The organism is Bradyrhizobium sp. 154, assembly GCF_023073875.1.
In the GTDB taxonomy this organism is placed as follows: Bacteria; Pseudomonadota; Alphaproteobacteria; order Rhizobiales; family Xanthobacteraceae; genus Bradyrhizobium.
In genome coordinates this window covers 202,160-225,947 of the sequence record NZ_JADPKG010000117.1, presented here as the reverse complement: position 1 = coordinate 225,947, position 23,788 = coordinate 202,160, and the positions used below count along the sequence as shown (strand labels likewise).

Here is a 23,788-nt window from a genome sequence, read left to right as displayed (position 1 = left end):
GGGGCTGCGCGCCAAAGAATTGCGGAATGTATAAAGGACATCCCGATGGCAAAAGGGCACGCCGCTTGCCTTCGGATAGCGACAGGAGCGCCAAAGCGCCGTTGCGGTCCCATCTGCATCGGCCGCGGTGCCCCGGCTCTGCAGCGCTTCGCTGAAGGAGCGCTGCGCTGCCTCCGGGGCGCGAGAGCGCCGCGCGAGCAATCACCCGCAATTCCAGATCGGGCCAATCGGCGTTCGCGTCCAGCACGGCCCGAAACTGCCGCCATTGTAGCGGCCGCCGCCGAAGCCGGGGCGGCCGAAATAGTGCCACTCGCCATCCCAACGGTAATACTGAGGAACCGGGTCGATGTACCAGTGGCGCCGGCCGGCGCGCGACAGGCGACGCATCGCGTCCTTCTGCTTGTAGAGCGGGATGCTGTTGCTGAGCGGCTGCCGATAGCCCGGCAGGAAGCCGTAGCCTTGCCAGACCGGCTTGGGCCGCTTTTGAATTGACGCAGCCGGCGCGACGGCGGGGAGCAGCGACAAGATGACAGCAACAGATAGACACACAAGGCGAGACATGAATCGACCATAGTCGGTCGGTTGCGCGGAGGCCATTCAAATTCGGGTGCAGAGTTCTGCGCCACCTTGCGCAGAATTATTCCCTAGCTGATCACGCCCTTGCGGATCAGGAAGCAGCCATAACCTCGGCTGTCGCCCACCTTCACGACGCCGAAGCCCGCCGCCGCCGCGCGATAGAAATGCGCCCGTGAGAGTTTGCCGGGAGCAACGGGGCCACCGGCCGCGCTTTCGATCTCCGCCAACACGGCGCGCTGCACCTCCGGGACTCGATCGGAATCGTCCACCGGCATCATCACGCGCACCGGATCGGGATCGAAATCATCGAGCGGATAGAGCGTCATGATGGCACGGACGGCCGTCTCCATGCGCATGCCAGGCAAATGGATCAGGCGCTGCGACGAGGTCGCCGCGGCAATGCGGGTTGCGGGATGGTTGGCGTCGACGACCACGAGATCGTCGCCGTGGCCCATCGAGGCGAGCAGCCAGAGCAGGTCCGGCGTCAGGATCGGATCGATCGATTTCAGCATGTGACGGACTGTCCTCCCAAGCGATGGCTAACCATAGCAGGTTCCAAACGTGATTCAGATCACGGAGCCTACCATCGTGATCGTGATCACGGACGTCGAACTCGAACGCGGTCAGGCTTCTTCGCAACCAATCTCGCATCGAGATGAGTGCCAAAGGAGCACGCCATGTTCCGCTTAAAGCATTTCCTGATGACTGCGGGTCTCCTGGGAAGCCTGTTCGGCTTCGCCTGCGGGCCCGCTTCCGCGCAAGTCGCCCCGGTTGCACCGGCTCCCACTGCGCTGCAAGGCCCGGAACAGCGGGTGGCGCTGGTGATCGGTAATGCGAACTACCAGAACGCGCCGCACCTTGCGAACCCCGACGATGACGCGCAATCGATGGCGCAGTTCTTGAACTCGGCCGGCTTCGAAGTAGTCGCCGCGACCGACTTGACCCAGAATGACATGCTGCGCGTCGTCCAGGACTTTTCCGCCAAGGTCGCTTCGCGCGGTCCGAACACGGTGGCGATGGTCTACTACGCCGGGCACGGCGTGCAGCTCGCCGGCGAAAATTATCTCGTTCCCGTCGACGCCAAGGTGTCGAGCCCGACCGAGCTCGTCAACAATTCGGTGCGCCTGGTCGACGTGATGTCGACGCTGGAGACGATCCCGAGCCGCATGCGCATCGTCATCCTGGATGCCTGCCGCAACAACCCCTTCCCCCAGGTCAACGACGCCGGCCGCGGCCTTGCCATTGTCGATGCGCCGAACGGCTCGATCGTCGGCTACTCGACCGCGCCGGGGGCCGAAGCGCTCGACGGCACCAACGGCCACAGCCCCTACACGCAGGCCTTCCTGAACGTCGCGCGCGAGCCCAACGTGCCGATCGAGCAGCTGTTCAAGCGCGTGCGCCTGCAAGTGAACCAGACCACCAGCGGTGCGCAGATCCCGTGGGAAAGCTCGTCGCTGACCTCGGATTTCACCTTCTTCGGCGACACCGCCGTTGCCGCCAACCGCGCGCCGGTGAAAGCGCCGGTGGTGCAGATGGCCTCCAACCTGCCGAGCCGCTCGACCCGCCAGGCCTATGACTACGTCGTGTCCGAGGGACGGTCGGAATATTATCAGGAGTTCATCCAGATGTACCCGCATGACCCGCTTTGCGACCACGTCCGCTGGCTGCTCAACAATCTCCTGATCTCGCAGGCCTGGCACAAGGCTGTGCTCGCGAATTCGCCTGTTGGCTACAAGAGCTTCCATGACAGCTTCAGCAACAGCCCCTATGCGCATGTCGCGCTGAAGCTGCAGGCGCAGCCGAAGGAGATCCCGTTGATGCAGGCGACCAAATTCCTGGCGCCGCAGAACATCGCCCCGACGCTCAAGATCGGCAATCTCGGTCAGCCCAAATACATACCGATGATGCAGCAGGGCAATGGCGGCGCGCATGTGAACGGCGACCTGCCGGTCGTGCAGAAGCCGCTCGACGGCAATGTGATCGGCAAGCTCGGCAATGGCGGCCACATCGTCAACCTGCCGGCAGGCAACAACCAGTCGAACCAGCAGAACGGCACGCCGTCACAGACCCCGGGCAAGATCGTCACCCTGCCTGCGCCGACTAACACGATGCCGAATGGCGGCAACGCCATCGGCAAACCCGGCAAGATCGTGAGCATGCCGGTGAATGTCGGCAAGGGTGGCCCGAACGTCGAGCCGAAGCCGGTCAACGTTCAGACCCAGAACCACCCGATCCGCATCAACAACGGCAACACCGGCATCGTGAAGCTCAACAACAATCCGGTGAACAAGGTGCAGGTCCAGAACAAGGTGGAGAACAATCGTCCGCAGCTCAACACGATGCCGCCCCGCATGGTCAACAGCGGCAACAACTTTCGCCAGTCGATGAACCAGGCGCCGAGCATGAATGCCGGCAACCATCGCGGCGGCTTCATGCACTGATCGCGCGGAGAAGGTGCGCGCCCTCCCCCCGCTTGCGGGGGAGGGTTGGGGAGAGGGTGCTTCCACAGTCGAGGACCCCAAGAGGAAAGAGCCCCACCCGGCGCTTCGCGCCGACCTCCCCCGCAAGCGGAAGAGGTTGCACCGAGCAAGGGGCAAGCTGAATCCGCCAAGCACAAATGCAAAAGGGGTAGAGCGGCAACGCTCTGCCCTTCTCCATGTCAGTTCTGGTCATTCCAGGTTGTGCCATGAGGCGCAGGCCGCGCTCATGCGCGCCCCGGAATGATGCTAGCTAAGCCACCAGCTCGGCGAACAGATCCGCATCGACATTGCCGCCGGAGAGCACGATGACGACGTTCTTGCCGGCGACGTCGAGACGTCCCGCCAGCAGCGCGGCAAGGCCCACGGCGCCGCCCGGCTCCACCACGAGCTTGAGCTCGCGATAGGCAAACGCCACGGCAGCACCGACTTCGGCATCGGACGCGGTGACACCGCGCGCGAGCAGCTTGCTGTTGATCGCAAACGTCATCTCGCCGGGCATCAGGGCCATCAGCGCATCGCAAATGGTGCGGCCTGCCGGCGGATGCGGCTCGCGGTGACCCGCGGTCAGCGAAATGCCGTGATCGTCGAACGCCTCGGGCTCCGCGACCACGATTTCGGCCAGCGGATAGCGCGCCTTCACGGCCGTCGCGACGCCCGCGATCAAGCCGCCGCCGGAAGCCGGTGCCACCACGATGTCGGGGGCAAGGCCGAGGCCCGCCATGTCCTCGGCGATCTCGCGGCCGGCGGTGCCCTGCCCCGCAATCACGAAGGGATCATCATACGGCTTGACCAGCGTCGCACCGCGCTTCTCGGCAATGCCGCGCGAGATCGCCTCGCGGTCGTCGCGGTCGCGATCGTACAGCACGACCTCGGCGCCGTAGGATTTGGTGCGCTCGCGCTTGGACAGCGGCGCATCCGCCGGCATCACGATGGTCGCCTGCATGTCGAGGATCTTCGCCGCGGCCGCCACGCCCTGGGCGTGGTTGCCGGAGGAGAACGCGACGACGCCGCCGGCGCGCTTGTCCTGCGGGATCGAGAATACCTTGTTGAAGGCGCCGCGGAACTTGAACGAGCCGGTGCGCTGGAGCATCTCCGGCTTCAGGAAGACCTTTGCGCCGACGCGCTCGTTGAGCACGGGGAAAGACAACAGCGGGGTGCGGATGGCGTAATGCGCGATCACGCGCGCTGCGGCGTCGATGTCGGCGGGGCCGACCGGGAGGAGCTGTTCAGTCATATCAGACCTTATCGCGGCCTGGGAGCTGCGAGCAAGACACCTCCCCGCGAGGATTTTTGGTCGATTAGGCCACGAAGCGCGGCTGTTCCGCCTCTTTCCGGCAGGGCAGCACCGCGCCCAGCGCCTCGATGCTGGCCACGAAAGCCCGGGCCGAAGCCTCCCAGGTGTAATTGGCGGCGAACGCGACGCAGCCCTGCCTGGAGATGTCGAGCGCGGCGAAGCAGGCGTTGCGCAGATCATGATCGAGCGCGCCGACCGGCGCATTGCCGATCACGTCGCGGGGCCCCTTCACCGGAAAGGCCGCCACCGGCAGGCCACTCGCGAGCGCCTCCAGCAGGACCAGGCCGAACGTGTCGGTCTTGCTCGGGAACACGAAGACGTCGGCCGCAGCATAGATTTCCGCCAGCGCCTCGCCATGCTTCTCGCCGAGGAAGATCGCATCGGGATAGGCCTCTTCGAGCGAGGCACGCGCCGGACCGTCACCGACGATCACCTTGGTGCCGGGCAGGTCGAGGTCAAGAAAGGCCTCCAGGTTCTTCTCCACCGCGACCCGGCCGACCGAAAGGAACACCGGCGCCGGCAGACAGAGGTCGATCGCGCGGGGATGGAACAAATGGGTGTCGACGCCGCGCGGCCACAGCACGACATTGTCGAAGCCGCGCTCGGCGAGCTCGCGCGCGAGCGCAGGCGTCGCTGCCATCACGGCGCGGCTGGGCGCATGAAAGCGGCGCAGCGCGCGCCAGATCAGCGAGCCCGGCACTGGCACGCGAGCCCGGACATATTCTGGAAAGCGGGTATGGAAGCTGGTCGTGAACGGTAGCTTGCGCTGGCGGCAATAGCGGCGGACGATCAGGCCGATCGGCCCCTCCGTCGCGATGTGGATGCTGTCCGGGCGTGCTTCTTCGATCAGCTTTGCAATTCGCGCCGGGCGCGGCATGGCGAGGCGCACGTCGCGATAGCTCGGCATCGCAAAGGTGCGGAACGATTGCGGCGTCAGGAACGTGAACGCGACGCCGAGCCCCTCTGCGGCGTCGGCCAGCTTGGTCAGCGTCCGAACCACACCGTTGACTTGCGGGTGCCAGGCGTCGGTCGCGACCAGGATGAGCATCAGGCAGCTCTTGCCGCGACCTGCGGGACGGTTGCCGGCTTCTGCAAATGATCCGCCCAGGTGATGATCTCGAAACGGCCGTCGTCGTGCTCGACCAGCGCGGTGCAGCTCTCGACCCAGTCGCCGCAATTCATGTAGCGAATGCCGGCCTCGTCGCGGATCACGGCGTAATGGATGTGGCCACAGATCACGCCGTGCGCGTCGTGACGTCGCGCTTCGGCGGCGAGAGCCTGTTCGAACGCGCCGATATAGTTGACGGCATTCTTGACCTTCTGCTTGGCCCATTGCGACAGCGACCAATAGGGCACGCCGAACAAGCGGCGGAAGAAGTTGACGAGGCGGTTCATCTGGATCGCGAAATCGTAGGCCTTGTCACCGAGATGAGCGAGCCAGCGCGCGTTCTGCACCACGAGGTCGAAGATGTCGCCGTGAATGACGAGATAGCGCTTGCCGTCGACGCCGGTATGAACGGTGTTCTCGACCACGTCGATGCCGCCGAAATGCGTGCCGTAATAGTTGCGCAGGAACTCGTCGTGATTGCCGGGAATGTAGATGACCTTGGCGCCCTTGCGCGCCTTGCGCAGCAGCTTCTGGACGAGGTCGTTATGGGATTGCGGCCAGTGCCAGCTCGATTTCAGCGCCCAGCCGTCGACGATGTCGCCGACGAGATAGATGGTGTCGGCATCGTGGTAGCGCAGGAAGTCCAGCAGAAGATCGGCTTGAGAACCGCGGGCTCCGAGATGGACGTCGGAGATGAACAACGTGCGAAAGCGCCGCTCCGGGCTCTCGTCACTCACATCGTAACTTCCCATGCGCCAGCCTGTAACAATGTCCCGTGACAGGGGGATGACCGATTGAACTTTTGAGGCACCTTCCGATACGAATCACGCCTTGCCTCGCCTGCCCTGCGAATATCAGTCGCATGCGACAATCAGGCGACATGGCGCGCAGCGCCTCGTCCAGGATCAGGTTCGCACTGGAAGCACGGAGGGCAGGCCGCTCCCTCTCCCGCTTGAGCTAGCGGTCGTCAGTAGAACTTGTGGAAATGATGGATCGGCCCGTGGCCGTGGCCGACGCTGAAGCGGTCGGCGGCGCCAATCGCAGCGCTGATCCAGGCCTTGGCGCTGCGGACCGCCTGCTCGAGCGCCTCGCCTCTGGCGAGACCCGCCGCGACGGCCGAGGACAGCGAGCAGCCGGTACCATGGGTGTTCTTGGTGGCAAGGCGGGGCGCCGCGAGCGCGATGGCGTTGTCGGCATCAACCAGATAGTCGACGCTCTCCGCGCCCTCGCCGTGTCCTCCCTTGATCAGGACCGCGCGGCAGCCGAGCGCCAGCAGACGGCGCCCCTGGCTTTCGATCTCGGCCTGGTTGGCCGCGACCGGTGCATCGAGCAGCGCAGCGGCCTCGGGCAGGTTCGGCGTGATCACCGAGGCCAGCGGTATCAGTCTCGTGCGCAACGCCTTGACGGCGTCGGAGGCCAGCAGCCGGTCGCCGGATGTTGCCACCATCACGGGATCGAGCACCACGTGCCGGGGCGCCCAGCGCGACAGCGCGGCCGCGATCGCGTCAATGCTGGCGGCCTGGGCCACCATGCCGATTTTCACAGCGCCGACATCGAAATCGGAAAACACCGCATCGATCTGCGCGGTGACGAACTCGGCCGGCACCGCATGAATACCCGTGACGCCGCGCGTGTTCTGCGCCGTCAACGCCGTGATGGCGGAGGCGCCATAGACGCCGAGCGCGGCAAAAGTCTTCAGGTCCGCCTGGATGCCGGCGCCCCCGCTCGAATCGGAGCCGGCGATAGTGAGCGCCACGGGCGTCGTCATCGCCGGAGACATCTGCTTGATCCGGACACAGCCATGGCCTGTCCTAGCGCGACCGTGGAACACCAGCAAGCGCGACCAGCGGCAAGCCACGCCGATTCGCGACACAGCCGTGCTCCAGCTAAGGCCCGCCCGGACCCGAAAAGCCATTTGGCGGGAGCCTTGCGCGCAAATGTCGAGATCAGGACGAGCTCGGGCTCCGGCATGATCATGGCCTTTGCGGATCGCGCCCAGCTTGAATCCGGGCCGCGTGCATGCGCAAGCGATCGTGCTGACCAAGCCGTATCGCAAGATCGAGCTCGCGCAGCGGCTCAGGGATGCATTCGCCGCCGTGGCCGTCACCTGCTGAGCGCCGGACCCGCATCTGGCGGCAGGCAAGTTCGCTTGCTAAATCCGGCCGGTTTTGGCCTATTAGCCGGCTAGATGTGCTTTCGGAGTGACCGCGATGGTTCCCTTTTTCGTCCAGATCAAATGCAAGCTCGGCCAGTCCTATGTGGTCGCCAATGCGCTCGCCGAAGCCGAGATCGCCTCTGAGATCTACTCCACGGCCGGTCAATACGACCTCCTGGTGAAGTTCTACGTCGACAAGGACACCGACATCGGCCATTTCGTCAACGAGAAGGTGCAAGTGCTGCCAGGCATCCAGGACACCCTCACCATCATCACCTTCAAGGCGTTCGGCACCGGCTAACGGTGCGTCATCGATGCGGGATAAGTTTGGTTTATATCGTACGAGCCAACGGTTCACCTCTCTCGAAGGGAGAGGTCGGATCGCATCGATAGATGCGATCCGGGTGAGGGGTTACAGTCTCACGATCGAGCTAACCTTCATCACGCACTAGCTGCCCTGCTTGCGCTTGGGCGGCGTCGGGCCGTCCACCGGCGGCAGCGATTTGACGTAGTCCGCCATGGCCGCGAGATCCGCTTCCGGCAGTTGCGAGGTGTTCTTGATCACACGCGTCATCGCGCCGCCGACGCTGTCGCCATCGGGCAGTTCGCCAGTCTTGAGGAAATAGGCGATGTCCTTCGCGCTCCATTCGCCAAGGCGCTTCTGGGTGATGTTGGGGACCCAGCCCTCGCCTTCCGGATTGGGCCCGCCGGCAAACCGCTCGCTCCCGATGATGCCGCCAAGCGCGTTGCGCGGGCTGTGGCATTCGGCGCAATGGCCCAAACTGTTCACGAGATAGGCGCCGCGATTCCATGCCGGCGACTTCGCGCCGTCGGCGACGAACGGCTTGCCGTCCAGAAACAAGAACTTCCAGATGCCGACATTGCGCCGGATGTTGAAGGGAAAACTGACATCATGGTCGCGCACCTTGCCCGCAACAGGCGGTAGCGTTTTCAGATAGGCGAAGAGGTCGAGCACATCCTCACGCCCGGCGTGCCGATAGGACGTATACGGAAACGCCGGAAAATAGTGCTGCCCGGCCGGCGAGACCCCGTGCATCACGGCGTTGACGAAATCGGCGTCGGTCCATTTGCCGATGCCGTCATTGGGATCGGGCGAGATGTTCGGCGCGTGAAACGTTCCGAACGGCGACTTGATCGCGACGCCGCCACCGAGCCTGAGACGATCAGGCTGATTGGGAACGGCATGGCAGGACGCGCAGCCGCCAGCGTTGAACATCACCTCGCCATTGGCAAGATCAGGCGCGTGCGGCGGCGTGGTGCTCGCGGCTGCCACTACGGGCGCGCTGAGCCACCAATAGACGCCACCTGCGGCAAGCGCAGCGAGCAGCGCCACGAGAATTGTTCGTTGCAACATGCACGTCCATTCGTTCTGGCGGCGAACCTACGACCGATCTGCGCGCGGCTCCAGCCACGAAGAATTTAGCCTGCCCCGGCTGGAGACGGGAATAAACTGAAACATCGGCTGTTGGAAGTTTAGCAGCCCAAACGGGTTCAGCAGGGAGAATGTTATGAACAAGACCGTCATCGCCGTGTCAGTGCTCGCGGCCGCTGCTTTCGCAGGGCCGGCCAGCGCCGAAAAGCTGAAAGCAACGCTCGATGCCAAGTCCGAGGTGCCGGCAACGACCAGCAGCGGCACCGGAACGGCCGATCTGGACTACGATGCCGCCAGCAAGAAATTGTCCTGGACTGTCACCTATTCCGGGCTCTCTGGCCCTGCCACAGCCGCTCATTTTCATGGCCCGGCCGAAGCGGGCAAGAACGCCGGCGTTGCGGTCGCGATCCCGAATGCGACATCGAGCCCGGTCAAAGGCGAAGCGACGCTCACCGAGGCGCAGGCCGCCGATCTGCTCGGCGGCAAGTACTACATCAACATCCACACGGCGGCGAACCCCGGCGGCGAGATCCGCGGCCAAGTGACGAAGTAAGCGCAAACGCTGCGTCGTCGCGGAAGGGCCGGGCGCAGGAGGGGCGCCCGGCCTGTTCGATTCTCGCCACGCTCAAGCCGCGTTCAGTGCCTGCGTGAGATCTGCGATCAGGTCCGACGGATGTTCGATGCCGATCGACAGCCGGATCGTGGAATCGAGGACACCGATTTTCCGGCGGATGTCGGCGGGAACGCCGGAATGGGTCATCGTCGCGGGGAGGCTGGCAAGCGATTCCGTTCCGCCGAGGCTCACCGCGAGCTTGAAGATCTGGAGCGCGTCGAGAAATTTGACCGCCGCGTCCTTGCCGCCGACGATGTCGAACGAGAACGTGGAGCCGGCCCCCGAGCATTGCTGTGCGAACACGCGTCCGGCCGGCGACGTATCCTCGTGGTGACCGAGATAATGGACCTTCGCCACCTTGGCGTGACCGCGCAAAAAGTCGGCCACGAGGCGCGCATTCGCATCGGCCTTCTCCATGCGCAGGCTCAGCGTCTCCAGCGACCGGTTGATCATCCAGCAGGAATGCGGATCGAGCTGGGTACCGATAGCGCCGCGCAGCGCCTTGATGCCCTTCATGATTGCTTTGGAGCCGAGCGCGGCGCCGGCGATCAGGTCGGAATGACCGCCGACATATTTCGTCAGCGAGTACAAGGAAATGTCCGCGCCATGCTCGATCGGCCGCTGAAACACCGGTCCGAGCAGCGTGTTGTCGCAGGCGATGATGGGTGTGTGCCCCTGGCTCTTCCCGATGGCCTCGGCGACACGGCGCATCATCGCAATATCGACCAGCCCGTTGGTGGGGTTGGCGGGAGTTTCGATCAGAATCATGGACACCCGGCCCTTACGCATCGCCTCCTCCGAGGCCTGGCTGACCGCAGCTTCGTCAACGCCATCGGCGAAGCCGACGGCGCCGATCGACAGACGCGCAAGCGTGTTCGTCAGCAGGGTTTCCGTCCCGCCATAGAGCGGCTGCGAGTGCAGAATGACGTCGCCGGGGCGGACGAAGGCAAGGATCGTCGTCGCGATGGCCGCCATGCCGGATGAGAACAGGGCGCAGCTCTCGGTGCGTTCGTAGATCGAGAGCCGGTCTTCGACGATCTCGCTGTTGGGGTGATTGAAGCGCGAATAGACCAGGCCCGCGCCCATCCCTTCCGGCGGCTCGCGCCGGCCGGCGACAAAATCGAAGAAGTCCTGGCCGTCATCGGCCGTCTTGAAGACGAAGGTCGAGGTCAGGAACACCGGCGGCTTGATGGCGCCTTCCGACAGTTGCGGATCATAGCCATAGGTCAGCATCAAGGTTTCCGGATGCAGCATATGGTTGCCTATGTGCGTCTTCGACGGGAACGGTTTTGCCATGGCCTGTCTCGCTGTTGCTTCAGTTCCTCGCCGGGCGTTGGAACCCTGATGTCATGAGGCAGTCAGGCGCGAGATGCGCCAGCATGCAACAGCTCACATCAATGCCGCCGCGGCTGGAGCAAAGATAACCGCTCTCACGGCGATCCGTCAGGCCTTGCGGACGGGATTTCCTGCTGGGCGGTGCGCCAACGCAAAAAAGGCGGCTGCTTGCCAACCGCCCTTTTCCCGTACCCCGGATGATGTTGGCGTCAGCCGTTCTTTACGCGGTAGGTCTCGTGGCAGCCGCCGCATTCCTTGCCGATTGCAGGCATCGTCGCCTTGAGCGAGTCGAGGTCCTTGATCTTGGCCTTGGCCTCGCCGACGAGCTTGGCAAAGTTCGCGACCTTCGCGTCGAAGCCGGCCTTGTCCTCCCAGACCTTCGGCGAGATGCTATAGTCGCCGTCGAGCTTCACACCCTTGGCGCTGGCCGGAAACAGGGTCGGCAGCTTCTTGGCGGTATCCTCGAACTGCGCCAGCGCGCTGTTCACCGTAGCCTGATCATAGGGCTTCTCGCCCTTGACCATCGCCGACATCGCGCCGGCGTTCTTGCCGTTGCCCTTCATGAGGGTTTGGACTTCCTTGGCGGAGTCCTGCTGCGCCCAAACCGCGCCCATACCGAACAGGAACGCGCCCCCGACAACCAACGCTCGCTTCATTTCGCAAAGTCCTTTTTCCATGATGCAGGATCGTGCCGACCCTCCTGAGGCCAACACCGGTCGGCAGGGTTCATTCCATCGCGTGAATCACAGGCTGTGGCGCCGGTGGTGCTCGTTGATCGCGATCCACACCCGCTCGGGCGTTGCCGGCATGTCGATATGGTCGATCTTGTATTCGCGCCAGAGCGCATCGACGATGGCGTTGACGACGGCCGGACAAGAGCCGATCGCGCCGGCCTCGCCGGCACCCTTGACGCCCAGCGGGTTGGTCTTGCAGGGGACGTTGTTGGTCTCGAACACGAAGGCCGGCCCGTCCGCCGCGCGCGGCACCGCGTAGTCCATGAAGGTCGCGGTGATGAGCTGGCCGTCGCCCGCGCCATAGACCACCTGCTCCATCAAGGCCTGGCCGATGCCCTGCATGGCGCCGCCATGCACCTGCCCCGCCAAGAGCAGCGGATTGAGCGTCTTGCCGAAATCGTCGACGATCACATAGTTGACGATTCTGATGATGCCGGTGGCCGGATCGATCTCGACCTCCGCCAGATGCGTGCCGTTGGGATAGGTGCCGTCGGCGCTGGCAAAGGTCGCGCTGCCGTTCAAGTTCGACGGATCGGCGCCGGGCCGCTTGGCGAGGTCGGCGAAGGAGATCGAGCGGTCGGTGCCGGCAATCCGGATCACGCCGTCGGTAATCTCGAGATCGCCCGCGCTCGCTTCCAGCGCCTGCGCTGCGAACTCCTTCAGCTTCTTGCCCAGCTCGCCCGCAGCACGCTCCACGCAGACGCCGCCGGTGGGTATCGAGGCTGAACCGCCGGTGCCGAGACCTGTCGCGATCTCGTCGGTGTCGCCCTGGCGGATGTGCACACGCTCCGGCGGCAGGCCGAACTGTTCGGCGACGATCTGCGCATAGGCCGTCTGATGGCCCTGCCCGCTCGATTGCGTGCCGATCAGGACGGTGACGTCGCCATTGGGATCGAGACGGACATTGGCGGTCTCCTCGCCCATCACGCCACAGATCTCGACATAGCTGGCAAGCCCGATGCCGCGGATCAGCCCCTGCTTCTTGGCCGCCTTGGCGCGCTTTCCGAACTCCTTCCATTCCGCGATCTCCATCGCGCGCTTGAGATGCGCGGCGAAGTCGCCGGAATCGTAGATCTTGCCGGTCGCGGTCTTGTAGGGCAGCGCTTTCGGCGGGATGAAATTCTTGCGGCGGACGGCGTCCGGCGTCATGTCAAGCTTTCGCGCGCAAGCGTCGACGAGACGTTCGATGACATAGGCCGCCTCCGGACGCCCGGCGCCGCGATAGGCATCGACCGGCACGCTGTGGGTGAAGATGGTGCGCACCCGGCAGTGGAAGGCCTGGATGTCGTAGAGGCCAGGCAGCATGCCGGCCCCGCCATGCGGGATGTAGGGCCCGAAGGTCGACAGATACGCCCCCATGTCGCCCATCAGGTCGCAATCCATCGCAAGGAACTTGCCGTCCTCGGCCAGCGCCATCTTCGCGGTGGTGACGTTGTCGCGGCCCTGCGCGTCGCCCATGAAATGCTCGGTGCGGTCGGCCGCCCACTTCACCGCCTTCTTCAGCTGTCGCGCGGCGACTGCCATCAGGGCGTATTCCCGATAGGGAAACAGTTTTGTGCCGAAGCCGCCGCCGACGTCGGGGCAGATCACCCGCATCTTGTCGGTGGGAATATTGAGCACGTTCTGGCAGAGGATGTCGCGCAGGCGATGGCTGCCCTGGCTGCCGACGGTGAGCGTCAGATGATCGCGCTTGGCGTCGTATTCGCACACGGCGGCGCGCGTCTCCATGAAGCTCGCGACCACGCGCGGATTGACGATGGAGATTTCGGCGACTGCATGCGCCTTGGCGAAGGCGGCTTCGGTCGCTTTCTTGTCGCCGATCGAGACGTCGAACAGCACGTTGCCGGGCTTGTCCGGCCAAACCTGCGGGGCCCCGGGCTTCACGGCGTTCACGACACCGGTCACCGCCGGCAGCGGGCTCCATTTGACCCCGATCGCCTCGATCGCGTCGCGAGCCTGGTCGATGGTCTCGGCGACGACGAAGGCGACGGCATCGCCGACATGGCGCACCTCATCCTTGGCCAGGATCGGGTAAGGCGGGCCGGTGAAGGGATCCGTCTCGAGGTTGAACAGGCAGGGCAGATTGCCGAGATCCGCAACGTCATCTGCGGTCAGGATGAGCGCGACGCCCGGCAAGCCGCGGGCGCGGCTCACGTCGATCGTGTATTTGGCATGCGCATGCGGCGAGCGCAGCATCAAGCAGCGGAGCGCGGCCTGCGGCGCGTAATCGTCGGTGTAGCGGCCCTTGCCGCGGATGAGTGCGTCATCCTCTTTGCGCAGCACGCTTTGGCCAACGCCGAACTTGATGGGAGCCGCCATTTTATCTTCCCGTTCTCATGGTTGTTTTGCCGGCATATTGCCGTGGAAAAACTGGCAAGGCAAACGGGTTAGCGATAAAAACTAGTTGCGCACCAGCGACACCAGCCACCTGCGGCCAAACAACGCGAGGATCGCGATCGCGTAGACGATTGCGCCCCCGACGACCAACAGGATCAGCGTCAATTCGTCCCGGAACGCCTGCGTGGAGGGAAAAGTCGTCGCGCTGAAGCGCGCGATCAGCCAGAAGGCAGCGGCCAGGATGAGGCCGGTCAGCAGGAATTTGCCGAGCGACATCAGCCAGGCGCGGTCCAGCACGAGAAAGCCTCGCCGCACGGCGAAGAACAGCACCAGCAGCAAATTGGTCCAGACACCGACGGCTGTCGCGAGCGCGAGGCCAATCTGGGCGAGCGATCCCATCAGGGCAACCTTCAGGGCGACATTGACCGCGATGCCGGTCAGCGACGCCCGCACCGGCGTTGCCGTATCCTTGCGCGCATAGAAAGTCGCGACCGCGCTGCGGATCAGCACGAAGGGGATCAGGCCGACCGCGTAGGCCGCGAGCGTTGCACCTGCCGCGGCCGCATCGGCCTTCGAGAACGCCCCGCGGGCGAACAGCGCGCGCATGATCGCGTCAGGCACGGTGATAAAGGCCGCGACGAACGGCACTGAGAACAGCAGCGTGAAGTCGAAGGCACGGCGTTGCGCCTTCATCGCACCGTCGTGGTCGTTGGCGGTGATCCGCCGCGACATCTCTGGCAACAGCACCGTGCCGATGGCGATGCCGATCACACCGATCGGCAGCTGGTTGAGGCGGTCGGCGTAATAGAGCGCCGACAGCGCGCCGACGGGCAGGAACGTCGCGATGATGGTGTCGGCGAACAGCGCGACTTGCGTGCCCATCGAGCCCAGCGTCGCCGGGCCTAGCGCTTTGAAGAAGCCACGGACGTCTTCATCGAGCCTGAGCGGTGCGAAGCGCGGCAGGCCGCCGTGGCGGGCCAGATCGCCGGCGAGCAGGACATATTGCAGGAAGCCGGAGATCAGCACGCCCCACGCCGCCGCGTGCCCTGCGGTCGGAAACCAGGCGGCGACCGCCAACGTCATCATCATCGAGATGTTAAGAAAGATCGACGCCGCCGCGGCGCTGGCAAAGCGCTGCATCACATTGAGGATGCCGCCATAGAGCGTCACCAGCGTGATCAGCAGGAGATAGGGAAACGTGATCCGGGTCAGCTCGATCGCGAGCTTGCGCTGCTCGGCATCCTCGGAAAAGCCCGGTGCAAGTATGCTCATGGCTTGCGGCATGAACAGCCAGGCGACGATCAGCAGCACGATTTGCGAGGCCAGCAGCAGCGTGAAGATGCGGTCGGCAAACAGTCGCGCCGCCCCCTCCCCGCGCTCGCCGTGAACGTGGGCATAAGCCGGCACCCAGGCCGCATTGAAGGCGCCCTCGGCGAAGATCGCGCGGAAATGATTGGGCAGCCGCAGCGCCACGAAGAAGGCGTCGGCCACGGGGCCGGCGCCGAGAATCGCCGCGAGCATGATGTCGCGGGCAAATCCCGTCACCCGCGAGAGCAGCGTGTAACCACCAACCGTGAAGATGCGTCCGAGCATGCGGACCGTTCTAGAGGCTTATCGGGCGGAGGTCGATTGCATCTTGCGATGCGCATTACTGCGCCCTCTCCCCTTGTGGGAGAGGGCTGCTCCGCGGGTAGACACAAGCTCATTGGGGTGAGGGGTTTCTCTCCCAGCTTTCGTTGCGGAGAGAGACCTCTCACCCGTCTCGCCGCTTACGCGGCGAGCCACCCTTTCCCACAAGGGCAGAGGGAACGAAGAGCTAAACCCAGAACTCAGCCCGCCAGCGCACCGCGCACCGCGGCGATGACCCGCTCTTGGTCCGCTTCAGTCAAATAAGCGTGCATCGGCAGGCTGATGACGTCCTGCGACAGGCTCTCGCAAGCGGGCAGACCGCCTTCTGCGACCGGATAGTGCCTGTAGGCGGTCTGCTGATGCATCGACTTGCCGTAATAGATCGCGGTCGGCACGCCCTGGGCCTTCAGCGCGGCGGCAAAACCGTCGCGGTCGGTGCCTTCAGGCAGGCGGACGGTGTACTGCGCCCACACCGATGTGCTGCCGGGGCTAAGACGCGGCACGGTGACGACATTGGACAGGCCAAGCGCGTAACGTTCCGCAACCCTGTTGCGGGCGGCGATCTCGTCGTCGAAAATCTTCAGCTTCTCGATCAGGATCGCGGCCTGCATGGTGTCCAGCCGGCCGGTCAGGCCGAGGCGAACGTTGTCGTATTTGTCGACGCCCTGCCCGTGCACGCGGATGCTGCGCAGCGTCGCGGCAAGCTCGTCGTCATCGGTGAAGATCGCGCCGCCGTCGCCGAAACAGCCGAGCGGTTTTGCCGGAAAGAAGCTCGTCGCGGTGGCGAGCGCGAGCGTGCCGAGCTTGCGGCCTTTGTAGCTCGCGCCGAACGCTTGCGCGGCGTCGTCGAGCACGAACAGCCCTTCGGCCTTGGCGATTTCGGCGATTGAATCGTGATCGGCAGGCTGGCCGAACAGGTCGACCGGAATGACCGCGACGGGCTTGAGCCCCGCCTTGCGCGCAGTCACGATGCCGCGCTTCAGCGATTCCGGGCTCATGTTGAAGGTCGCCTCGTCGACGTCGACATAGACCGGCGTCGCGCCGGTCCGCGCCACCGGCGACGCCGTCGCGATGAAGGTGAAGGACGGACACAACACGGCGTCGCCGGGCCCGACATTCTTCGCCATCATCACCATCAGGATCGCGTCGGTCCCGCTGCCGCAGCCGATCACGTGCTTGGCGCCGCAATAGGCCGCAAGCTGCTTCTCGAGCTCGAAGACCTCAGGGCCGTTGACGAACTGGCAATGGTCGAGAACCCGCTTCACGGCGGCATCGAGCGAGGCGCCGAGCCGGCGGCGCTGCGCGCCGACATCGATGAAGGGAATGGGATCGGAACGCAGATGCTGGTTCATGGCGCTTTGCTGGTTTTCTCGCGAAGTTGAGAAGTCGAGATGGATAGAATTAGCCGGCGACACGGCGCGGGGCCTTGCGGGCAGGCGCCGTGGCCGCGGGCCGCGATGGCGTCTCCAGGCACCGCGTCGCGATCTCGAGGCTGGCGACGCCTTCGTCGCCGGTCACCGCCGGCGTCTCGCCGTTAGCCACTGCCTTCAAGAACGCGATCAGCTCGGCGCGCAGCGGCTCGTCATGGCCGACCGGCAGATGCCGCATCGAATAGCTGCCGTCAGGCTTGAAGCCGAAGCATTCGGTGACCTGGCGCGTCAACAGATCACCCATCACGTATTTGCCGCGCGTCGCAACCGTGACGCTGCGCGCCTTGAACGGCGTCAGCCAGTTGGTGTTGATGTGGGCGAGCACGCCGCTCTCCGTGCGGAACTGCAACAGCGCAATGTCCTCGCGCTCGGCGACCGCGCTCGACAGCTGCGGCTGCACCTCAACGATGTCGGACTCGGTGAACCAGCGGATCAAATCGATGTCGTGCACGGCAAGGTCGATGACGACGCCGACATTGGACATGCGCGGCGGGAACGGGCCGACGCGGGTAATCGCGATCGACAGGATGTCCTCGCCCGCGATCGCCTGCTTGACCGCGGCAACCGCCGGATTGAAGCGCTCGACATGACCGATCATCAGCGTGACGCCGGACTTTTGCGCAGCGGCGACGATCTCACGGCCCTCTTCGACCGTAGATGCGATCGGCTTCTCGACAAGCACGTGGATGTTCTTGGCGATGCAGGCGAGCGCGATCTCGTGATGCAGATGGGTCGGCGCCGCGATGGTGACGGCATCGGGGCCTACGGCGAGGAGCTGGTCGAGCGTCTCGAAGCCCGGGCAGCTCGCAAGCTCGATGGTGCGCGTCCGGTGCACCGGCGAAGGATCGACGATGCCGACCAGACTGACGCCGGGAAGGCCGCTAAGCACGCGCGCGTGGTTACTGCCCATCACGCCTGCGCCAATGACGCCGACACGCAGGCCGGCCTTTGCCGGTGCAGACCCTTTGGAACTCATTGATAGAACCCCGATTCAACCCAAATCCCCGGCGCCGCTTCTAGCACGGGCGCCACATTTGTGGCGAACGCCGCGCTAGCCAGCCGGACACGATTTGATTCAAAAAATTACACGTTCCCCGGGTCTTGAACCGGAGCAGATACCGCTCTTTCGACCCGGGCCGCGTGATTCGGAGCTTGGTGGTTACGACCTTTGATAGTCGTCTTCAATCCGGATGATGTCGTCTTCCCCGAGATAGCTTCCGGTCTGGACCTCGATCAGCTCCAGCATGATTTTACCGGGGTTCTCCATCCGGTGAACGGCGCCCATCGGAATGTAGATCGACTCGTTCTCGTGCACCGCTTTCACGGTGTCGTTGACCGTCACCTGTGCCGTGCCCCGCACCACGATCCAGTGCTCGGCACGATGGTGATGCTTCTGCAGCGACAGGCGGCCGCCCGGCTTCACCACGATGCGCTTGACCTGGTGGCGCGCGCCGTTGTCGACGGACTGGTAGCTGCCCCAGGGCCGGTGCACCTTGAGATGCTCCTCGGTGACCTTCGGCGCGACCGCCTTCAGCTTGGCCACCAGACGCTTCAAGCCGTTGGCGTCCTTCTGGCGCGAGACCAGCACCGCGTCCGCAGTCGCGACCACCACGAGATCGTCGACGCCTTCGAGCGCGACCAGCGCGGAATCCGTCGTGACGTTGCAGTTGCGGGAATCTTCGAACACCGCGGTGCCGTGCGCGGCGTTGCCTTGCGCGTCCTTCTCCGACAGCTCCCACACCGCGAGCCAGGAGCCGACATCGGACCAGCCGCAGGACACCGGCACGACTGCTGCACGCGAGGTCTTTTCCATCACCGCATAGTCGATAGAGATCGCCTTCGCCGCGCCGAAGGCCTCGGGCTCCAGCGTCACGAAGCCGAGATCGCGGCCGGCATTGATGACGGCGCTCGTAACCGTCTCGATGCTCGCCGCATCGACCCTGCGATATTCGTCGAGCAGCACGCCGGCCGGGAACATGAAGTTGCCGCTGTTCCAGAGATAGCCGGAATTGACGTAGTCCGATGCCTTCACCGCATCCGGCTTCTCGACGAAACGCGCGACCGCATGCACCTCGCCTGATATCACCTCGCCCGGGTTGATATAGCCGTATTCGGTCGCCGGCCGCTCCGGCTTGACGCCGAACGTGACGATGCGCCCGGCATTCGCAGCCGCAAGGCCTTCGCGGCAGGCGGCGACGAAAGCAGCATTGTCCCGCACCACGTGGTCGGCGGCGAGCGCGAGCACGATCGCCTCGTTAGCGCGGTTCTGCGCGAACACCGCACCCGCAGCGATCGCAGGTCCCGAATCGCGCCGCATCGGCTCGAGGATCACGTCGGCCTCGATCCCGATCTCGGTGAGCTGCTCCAGCACCATGAAGCGATAGACCGCATTGGTGATGACGATCGGCCGGTCGAACAGCGAGGGATCCGAGACGCGCAGTAGCGTGTCCTGGAAGGTCGAGCGGGTGCCGAACAGCGGCAGGAATTGCTTGGGCCGCACCTCGCGCGAAGCTGGCCACAGCCGCGTGCCGGCGCCGCCGCACATGATCAGGGGGATTATGCGTTTGTCCATCGTCATCTCAAACCTTGAAATAGTCCCGATACCAGGTGACAAAGTTACGGACCCCATGCTCGATCGGCGTTGACGGCGCAAAGCCGGTGTCGCGCATCAGATCCTCGACATCCGCGAACGTTTCCAGCACATCTCCCGGCTGCATCGGCAGCAATTCTTTGATCGCCGTCCGGCCCAGCTCCCGCTCCAGAAGACCGACGACGTGCATCAATTCCTCCGGATGGTGATTGCCGACATTGTAGAGCTTTGACGGCGCATTTGCGGCAGCCTGATCGTCCGCAGGCACAAGATCGATCAGCCTGGATACTACACGGCTCACATCATCAATATAGGTGAAGTCGCGGCGCATCCTGCCATGGTTAAAGAGCCGGATCGGCCTGCCCGCCATAATGGCATCTACAAAGAGAAACATGGCCATATCAGGCCGTCCCCACGGCCCGTAGATGGTAAAGAAGCGCAGGCCCGCGACCGGCAGCCGGTAGAGATGACTGTAGGACTGCGCCATCACTTCGTTCGCTTTCTTGGTCGCGGCGTAGAAGCTCACGGGATGGTCAGTGCGGTCCTGCACGGCGAATGGCATTTTTGTGTTGGCGCCATAAATGGAGGATGACGATGCGTAGACGAGGTGACGACAGCCATTGTTGCGGCACCCTTCGAGCACGTTGAGAAAGCCCTGGAGATTGGAATCGGCGTAGGCATGCGGCTGCTCGATCGAGTAGCGCACGCCGGCCTGGGCCGCGAGATGCGCGACCTTGGCAAATTGATGTCGCGCAAACAGCGCCGCGATCGTGTCACGGTCGGCGAGGTCGGCCTCGACGAAGGAGAAACCGCGCTCCTTCTTGAGCAGTGCAAGGCGCGCTCGCTTCAGCGCGGGATCGTAATAGCTGTTGAGATTGTCGAGCCCGACGACGGGCCGGCCTTCGGCCAAAAGCTGGCGGGCAACGTGAAAGCCGATGAAGCCGGCAGCGCCCGTGACCAAAATCGCCTGATCCGTCATCCTGTTCCCCAGGGATCCCTTGCCCGCAGAGCCTGTTTAGCCGCCGCATCGTGGAGGTCGCAATAGGCCTGCCGCTCCTCATGCAGGCCCTTCAAACGCCGCTGCACAGTGCTTTACACACGGCTATTGCAAGATCGGCGCCAAAACCATACCAAAGCGGCCGAATTCGGCGCCTCGCGTCGGGTTGCCTCCAATCTTCGCAAACCTGTTCAAGCGGGCGAGATGCGCCGAATCCTGTTTTCCGCGGCCAAGATCCTGATTTCCGCGGCGCTGCTGTATCTGGCGCTGCGCAATGTGGACCTGTCCGAACTGTTCTCGCGCTTCACGGTGTCCAGCCTGTTCTGGATCGGCGTGGCGATCGCGGTCGCGTTCCTGCAAATCTTCGTCGGCGTGCTGCGCTGGCGCGAGATCAGCGCCGCGTGCGGCGCGCCGCTCGAGCTCGGCCGTGCCATGCGTTACAACGTGATCGGTGCCTTCTTCAACCAGACCCTGCCGTCGGCGATCGGCGGCGATGCGGTCCGGCTGTGGCTGGTCGCGCGCGCCGGCGCCGGCTGGCGCGCGGCGACCTACTCGATCTTCGTCGATCGCGCGATCGGCTTGATCGCGCTCGCGGTGCTCATCGTCGCAAGCCTGCCCTGGAGCTATACCCTCATCACCGATCCGCACGGGCGCTCGGCGCTGCTGCTCATCGATTTCGCGGCACTGGCGGGCGGCCTCGGTTTCCTGATCTTTGGCGCGTTGAAATGGCGCTGGCTGAAGACCTGGTGGGCGACGCATCACATCCACGCCTGTGCCGTGATCGCCAATCGCGTGATCTTCAGCCGCAGCCGCGGACCGATCATCGCGGTCCTGTCGGTCCTCATTCACGTGCTTGCCGTCGTCGTCGCCTGGTGCGTCGTGCAGGCGATCGCCGCGCCGATCAGCTTCGGCCAGATATTCCTGCTCGTCCCGCCGGTGATGCTGATCACCATGATGCCGATCTCGATCGCGGGCTGGGGCGTGCGTGAAGCCACGATGGGCCTCGCATTCGGCTTCGCCGGACTCGCCGCAAACGAAGGTGTCAACGTCTCGCTGCTGTTTGGCGCCGTGTTCTTCATCGTCGGCGCGATCGGCGGCCTGGTCTGGATCCTCAGCGCGGAGAAGGCCGCGCAAGGGTCGGTCCCGATCGGAGTGCCCCAGTGAGCTCGGCCGCCGACGCCCTCGCTGCCGTCCCGTCGCTCGTTGCCGTCGCAATCGCCGCGCTGGTGTCGGCGCTCATCACCTGGACCAGCCGTCCCCTGCTCCAGCGCTACGCGCTGGCACGGCCGAACGCGCGGTCCTCGCATCGCATTCCGACCCCGCAGGGTGCGGGCATCGCCGTGATCACGGCGACGCTCATCGTCGCCTCGCTCTTTGCGAGTGTCGCGAACGCCGCGATCCCGCTCGCGCTGGTCGGTGCGACGGTCTTGATCGCGCTGGTCGGATTTGCCGACGACATCGTATCGCTCCCGGTGCTGGTGCGGCTGGTGCTGCAGGCCGCGGCCGTCGGCGCCGTGGTGTTCACTGCGCCCGAGACTGCGCGCATCGTTCCGGCGCTGCCGCTTGCGCTGGAGCGCGGCCTCATCCTGCTCGCAGGGGTCTGGTTCGTGAACCTCGTCAACTTCATGGACGGGCTCGACCTGATGACGGCCGCGGAAGTGGTGCCGGTCACTGCGGCGCTGCTGCTGCTGGGGTGGCTGGGCGAGCTGCCATGGCCGGCCGCGCTCGTCGCGGCGACGCTGTGCGGCGGCATGCTCGGCTTTGCACCGTTCAACCGTCCGGTGGCAAAAGTCTTCCTGGGCGATGTCGGCAGCCTGCCGATCGGCCTTTTGCTTGGCTGGTGCCTGCTCGAGCTCGCTTTTCGCGGGCAGACGGCCGCGGCACTGCTGCTGCCGGCCTATTATCTCGCCGATTCCACCATCACGCTGTCTCGGCGGATCGCGCGGCGCGAGCCGTTCTGGTCGGCGCACCGTACGCATTTTTATCAGCGCGCAATCGACAACGGGTTCACGGTGAAGCGGGTGGTCGGCGAGGCATTCGCGCTCAATTTCCTGCTGGCGTTGCTCGCCATTGCCACCGTTCGTGCCGGTTCAACGGCGATCACGTCATTTGCGCTTGTCGCTGGCGCAATCGCGATCGGATTGGTCCTGCGGCGCTTCTCCCGCCCTCAGGCGTCCTGAGCTGACAGCGCGAGCCGCAAACCCTCATCGAGGGAGACCTGCGGCTGCCAGCCGGTTGCGATCGCCTTGGAGACGTTGAGCTCGAGCGAGCCGAGCAGGCTGTCACGCATGTCCCGCCCGCCGATCACGCCGAGAAGCGTGCTGAGCAGCGCAGGCGACGTGCGGAAGAGCCGCGGGTGTTTGCCGGATGCCCTGGCCAGACGTTCAATAAATTCGGGCGTTGAGACTTGCTCCCTGTCAGCCACGAGAAATACCTCGAAATTGCTCGCACGATCGGGATGAGCGAGCCGATGCAGAATGAATGAGGTAAGATTCTGTATGGCAAGAAAGGCACGCTGATTGCGGATCGCGCCAAAAGGCAGCGGAAGCCCTAGATTCACCGCACGACTCAGCAGCGCAAAATTACCCTTAGCCCCCGCGCCGTAGACCAACGGCGGTCTGATCGCCGAGATCCTCATGTCGCCATTGGACGCCAACGTCCTCAACCCCGCTTCGGCCTCGACCTTGGACATGCCGTAGATGCCGCGCGGCGTAAGGATGTCGTCCTCGCAGAATGGAGCACGTCCTTCATTGCTGCGACCATGGACGAGAACGGTGCTGACGAAGATGAACTGGCGCGCGCCGGCCTTCGACGCACTTCGAGCCAAGCGCAGTGTGCCGGCGACGTTGACGTTGCGATACAGCTCGGCTGCGTGCTCCTCGCGCTTGTGATGAACGCGGGCGGCGAGATGGACGACGGCGTCTATTCCTTCGAGCGCAGCCTGCCAATTGGTATCCGGACCGATCGATTCGATGATGACTTCGTCGCCGATGCCCTCCGAGCTGCGGACCGCCCGTCGGACCGACCATCCCTCGCTCGCCAGTGCGGGGGCCACATGACGGCCGACGAAGCCGCTCGCTCCCGTCACCAGCACGACCGGTTTGCTCTCGCTCATCG

At 64.5% G+C, this 23,788-nt stretch carries 21 protein-coding genes; 5 read left to right on the top strand and 16 right to left on the bottom strand.

Annotation, left to right across the window (positions count from 1 at the left end; genetic code table 11):
* Positions 1–201: 201 nt before the first annotated feature.
* Both IVA92_RS32000 and IVA92_RS31995 read right to left on the bottom strand, forming a co-directional pair.
* Positions 202–597 carry a hypothetical protein gene (locus IVA92_RS32000; protein WP_247278718.1) on the bottom strand — a complete coding sequence of 132 codons (396 nt, stop codon included), beginning with the start codon at positions 595–597 and terminating at the stop codon, positions 202–204.
* Between the two features lie 47 nt (positions 598–644).
* The gene (locus IVA92_RS31995; RefSeq protein WP_247278719.1) at positions 645–1,088 is read right to left on the bottom strand and encodes an RbsD/FucU domain-containing protein; all 444 of its coding nucleotides are present in this window, start codon (positions 1,086–1,088) and stop codon (positions 645–647) included.
* Positions 1,089–1,253: 165 nt separating this feature from the next.
* Between IVA92_RS31995 and IVA92_RS31990 the strand changes: the two genes are divergently transcribed.
* Positions 1,254–3,017, top strand: a complete 1,764-nt coding sequence (locus IVA92_RS31990; protein WP_247278720.1) for a caspase family protein — start codon at positions 1,254–1,256, stop codon at positions 3,015–3,017.
* Between the two features lie 289 nt (positions 3,018–3,306).
* On the opposite strand, the gene IVA92_RS31985 is transcribed toward IVA92_RS31990, so the two are convergent.
* From IVA92_RS31985 to thiD, 4 genes are all read right to left on the bottom strand, one after another.
* A complete protein-coding gene (locus IVA92_RS31985; protein WP_247278721.1) occupies positions 3,307–4,290 on the bottom strand; it encodes a threonine/serine dehydratase in 984 nt (327 codons plus the stop codon).
* 64 nt (positions 4,291–4,354) lie between these two features.
* The gene (locus tag IVA92_RS31980; RefSeq protein WP_247278722.1) at positions 4,355–5,398 is read right to left on the bottom strand and encodes a glycosyltransferase family 1 protein; all 1,044 of its coding nucleotides are present in this window, start codon (positions 5,396–5,398) and stop codon (positions 4,355–4,357) included.
* Complete coding sequence (locus tag IVA92_RS31975) at positions 5,398–6,210, bottom strand: UDP-2,3-diacylglucosamine diphosphatase (protein WP_247278723.1); 813 nt, start codon at positions 6,208–6,210, stop codon at positions 5,398–5,400. The genes IVA92_RS31980 and IVA92_RS31975 overlap by 1 nt, the downstream gene beginning before the upstream one ends.
* 215 nt (positions 6,211–6,425) lie before the next feature.
* Positions 6,426–7,226 carry a bifunctional hydroxymethylpyrimidine kinase/phosphomethylpyrimidine kinase gene (gene thiD, locus IVA92_RS31970; protein WP_247278724.1) on the bottom strand — a complete coding sequence of 267 codons (801 nt, stop codon included), beginning with the start codon at positions 7,224–7,226 and terminating at the stop codon, positions 6,426–6,428.
* A 442-nt stretch (positions 7,227–7,668) separates the two neighbouring features.
* Between thiD and IVA92_RS31965 the strand changes: the two genes are divergently transcribed.
* Positions 7,669–7,914 (top strand): Lrp/AsnC family transcriptional regulator, encoded by a 246-nt coding sequence (locus IVA92_RS31965; RefSeq protein ID WP_061878884.1) that lies wholly within the window; start codon positions 7,669–7,671, stop codon positions 7,912–7,914.
* Between the two features lie 147 nt (positions 7,915–8,061).
* Here the strand turns inward: IVA92_RS31965 and IVA92_RS31960 are convergent, their stop codons facing one another.
* Positions 8,062–8,988, bottom strand: a complete 927-nt coding sequence (locus IVA92_RS31960; protein ID WP_247278725.1) for a cytochrome c — start codon at positions 8,986–8,988, stop codon at positions 8,062–8,064.
* A gap of 154 nt (positions 8,989–9,142) precedes the next feature.
* On the opposite strand from IVA92_RS31960, the gene IVA92_RS31955 reads away from it, so the two are divergent.
* Positions 9,143–9,559 carry a CHRD domain-containing protein gene (locus IVA92_RS31955; RefSeq protein WP_247278726.1) on the top strand — a complete coding sequence of 139 codons (417 nt, stop codon included), beginning with the start codon at positions 9,143–9,145 and terminating at the stop codon, positions 9,557–9,559.
* 72 nt (positions 9,560–9,631) lie between these two features.
* Here IVA92_RS31955 and IVA92_RS31950 read toward each other — a convergent pair whose 3' ends face one another.
* The 8 genes from IVA92_RS31950 to IVA92_RS31915 form a co-directional block, all read right to left on the bottom strand.
* A complete protein-coding gene (locus IVA92_RS31950) occupies positions 9,632–10,915 on the bottom strand; it encodes a cystathionine gamma-synthase family protein (protein ID WP_247278727.1) in 1,284 nt (427 codons plus the stop codon).
* A gap of 248 nt (positions 10,916–11,163) precedes the next feature.
* A complete protein-coding gene (locus IVA92_RS31945) occupies positions 11,164–11,610 on the bottom strand; it encodes a cytochrome c (RefSeq protein WP_247278728.1) in 447 nt (148 codons plus the stop codon).
* Between the two features lie 87 nt (positions 11,611–11,697).
* Entirely contained in the window at positions 11,698–14,007 is a 2,310-nt protein-coding gene (locus IVA92_RS31940) for a xanthine dehydrogenase family protein molybdopterin-binding subunit (RefSeq protein WP_247278729.1), read from the bottom strand.
* An 81-nt stretch (positions 14,008–14,088) separates the two neighbouring features.
* Positions 14,089–15,618, bottom strand: a complete 1,530-nt coding sequence (gene murJ, locus IVA92_RS31935) for a murein biosynthesis integral membrane protein MurJ (protein WP_247278730.1) — start codon at positions 15,616–15,618, stop codon at positions 14,089–14,091.
* Between the two features lie 236 nt (positions 15,619–15,854).
* The gene (locus IVA92_RS31930; RefSeq protein WP_247278731.1) at positions 15,855–17,006 is read right to left on the bottom strand and encodes a DegT/DnrJ/EryC1/StrS family aminotransferase; all 1,152 of its coding nucleotides are present in this window, start codon (positions 17,004–17,006) and stop codon (positions 15,855–15,857) included.
* Between the two features lie 49 nt (positions 17,007–17,055).
* On the bottom strand, positions 17,056–18,060 hold the full coding sequence (locus tag IVA92_RS31925; protein WP_247278732.1) for a Gfo/Idh/MocA family oxidoreductase: 1,005 nt from the start codon (positions 18,058–18,060) through the stop codon (positions 17,056–17,058).
* 183 nt (positions 18,061–18,243) lie between these two features.
* Positions 18,244–19,656, bottom strand: coding sequence for a mannose-1-phosphate guanylyltransferase/mannose-6-phosphate isomerase (locus tag IVA92_RS31920; RefSeq protein ID WP_247278733.1), 1,413 nt, complete (start codon positions 19,654–19,656; stop codon positions 18,244–18,246).
* Positions 19,657–19,663: 7 nt separating this feature from the next.
* Entirely contained in the window at positions 19,664–20,653 is a 990-nt protein-coding gene (locus tag IVA92_RS31915) for an NAD-dependent epimerase (RefSeq protein WP_247278734.1), read from the bottom strand.
* Between the two features lie 222 nt (positions 20,654–20,875).
* Between IVA92_RS31915 and IVA92_RS31910 the strand changes: the two genes are divergently transcribed.
* Positions 20,876–21,835 carry a lysylphosphatidylglycerol synthase transmembrane domain-containing protein gene (locus IVA92_RS31910; RefSeq protein ID WP_247278735.1) on the top strand — a complete coding sequence of 320 codons (960 nt, stop codon included), beginning with the start codon at positions 20,876–20,878 and terminating at the stop codon, positions 21,833–21,835.
* On the top strand, positions 21,832–22,851 hold the full coding sequence (locus tag IVA92_RS31905; protein WP_247278736.1) for a glycosyltransferase family 4 protein: 1,020 nt from the start codon (positions 21,832–21,834) through the stop codon (positions 22,849–22,851). The genes IVA92_RS31910 and IVA92_RS31905 overlap by 4 nt, the downstream gene beginning before the upstream one ends.
* On the opposite strand, the gene IVA92_RS31900 is transcribed toward IVA92_RS31905, so the two are convergent.
* Positions 22,839–23,786 carry an NAD-dependent epimerase/dehydratase family protein gene (locus tag IVA92_RS31900; protein ID WP_247278737.1) on the bottom strand — a complete coding sequence of 316 codons (948 nt, stop codon included), beginning with the start codon at positions 23,784–23,786 and terminating at the stop codon, positions 22,839–22,841. The two genes, IVA92_RS31905 and IVA92_RS31900, sit on opposite strands and share 13 nt — an antisense overlap.
* Positions 23,787–23,788 lie beyond the last annotated feature (2 nt).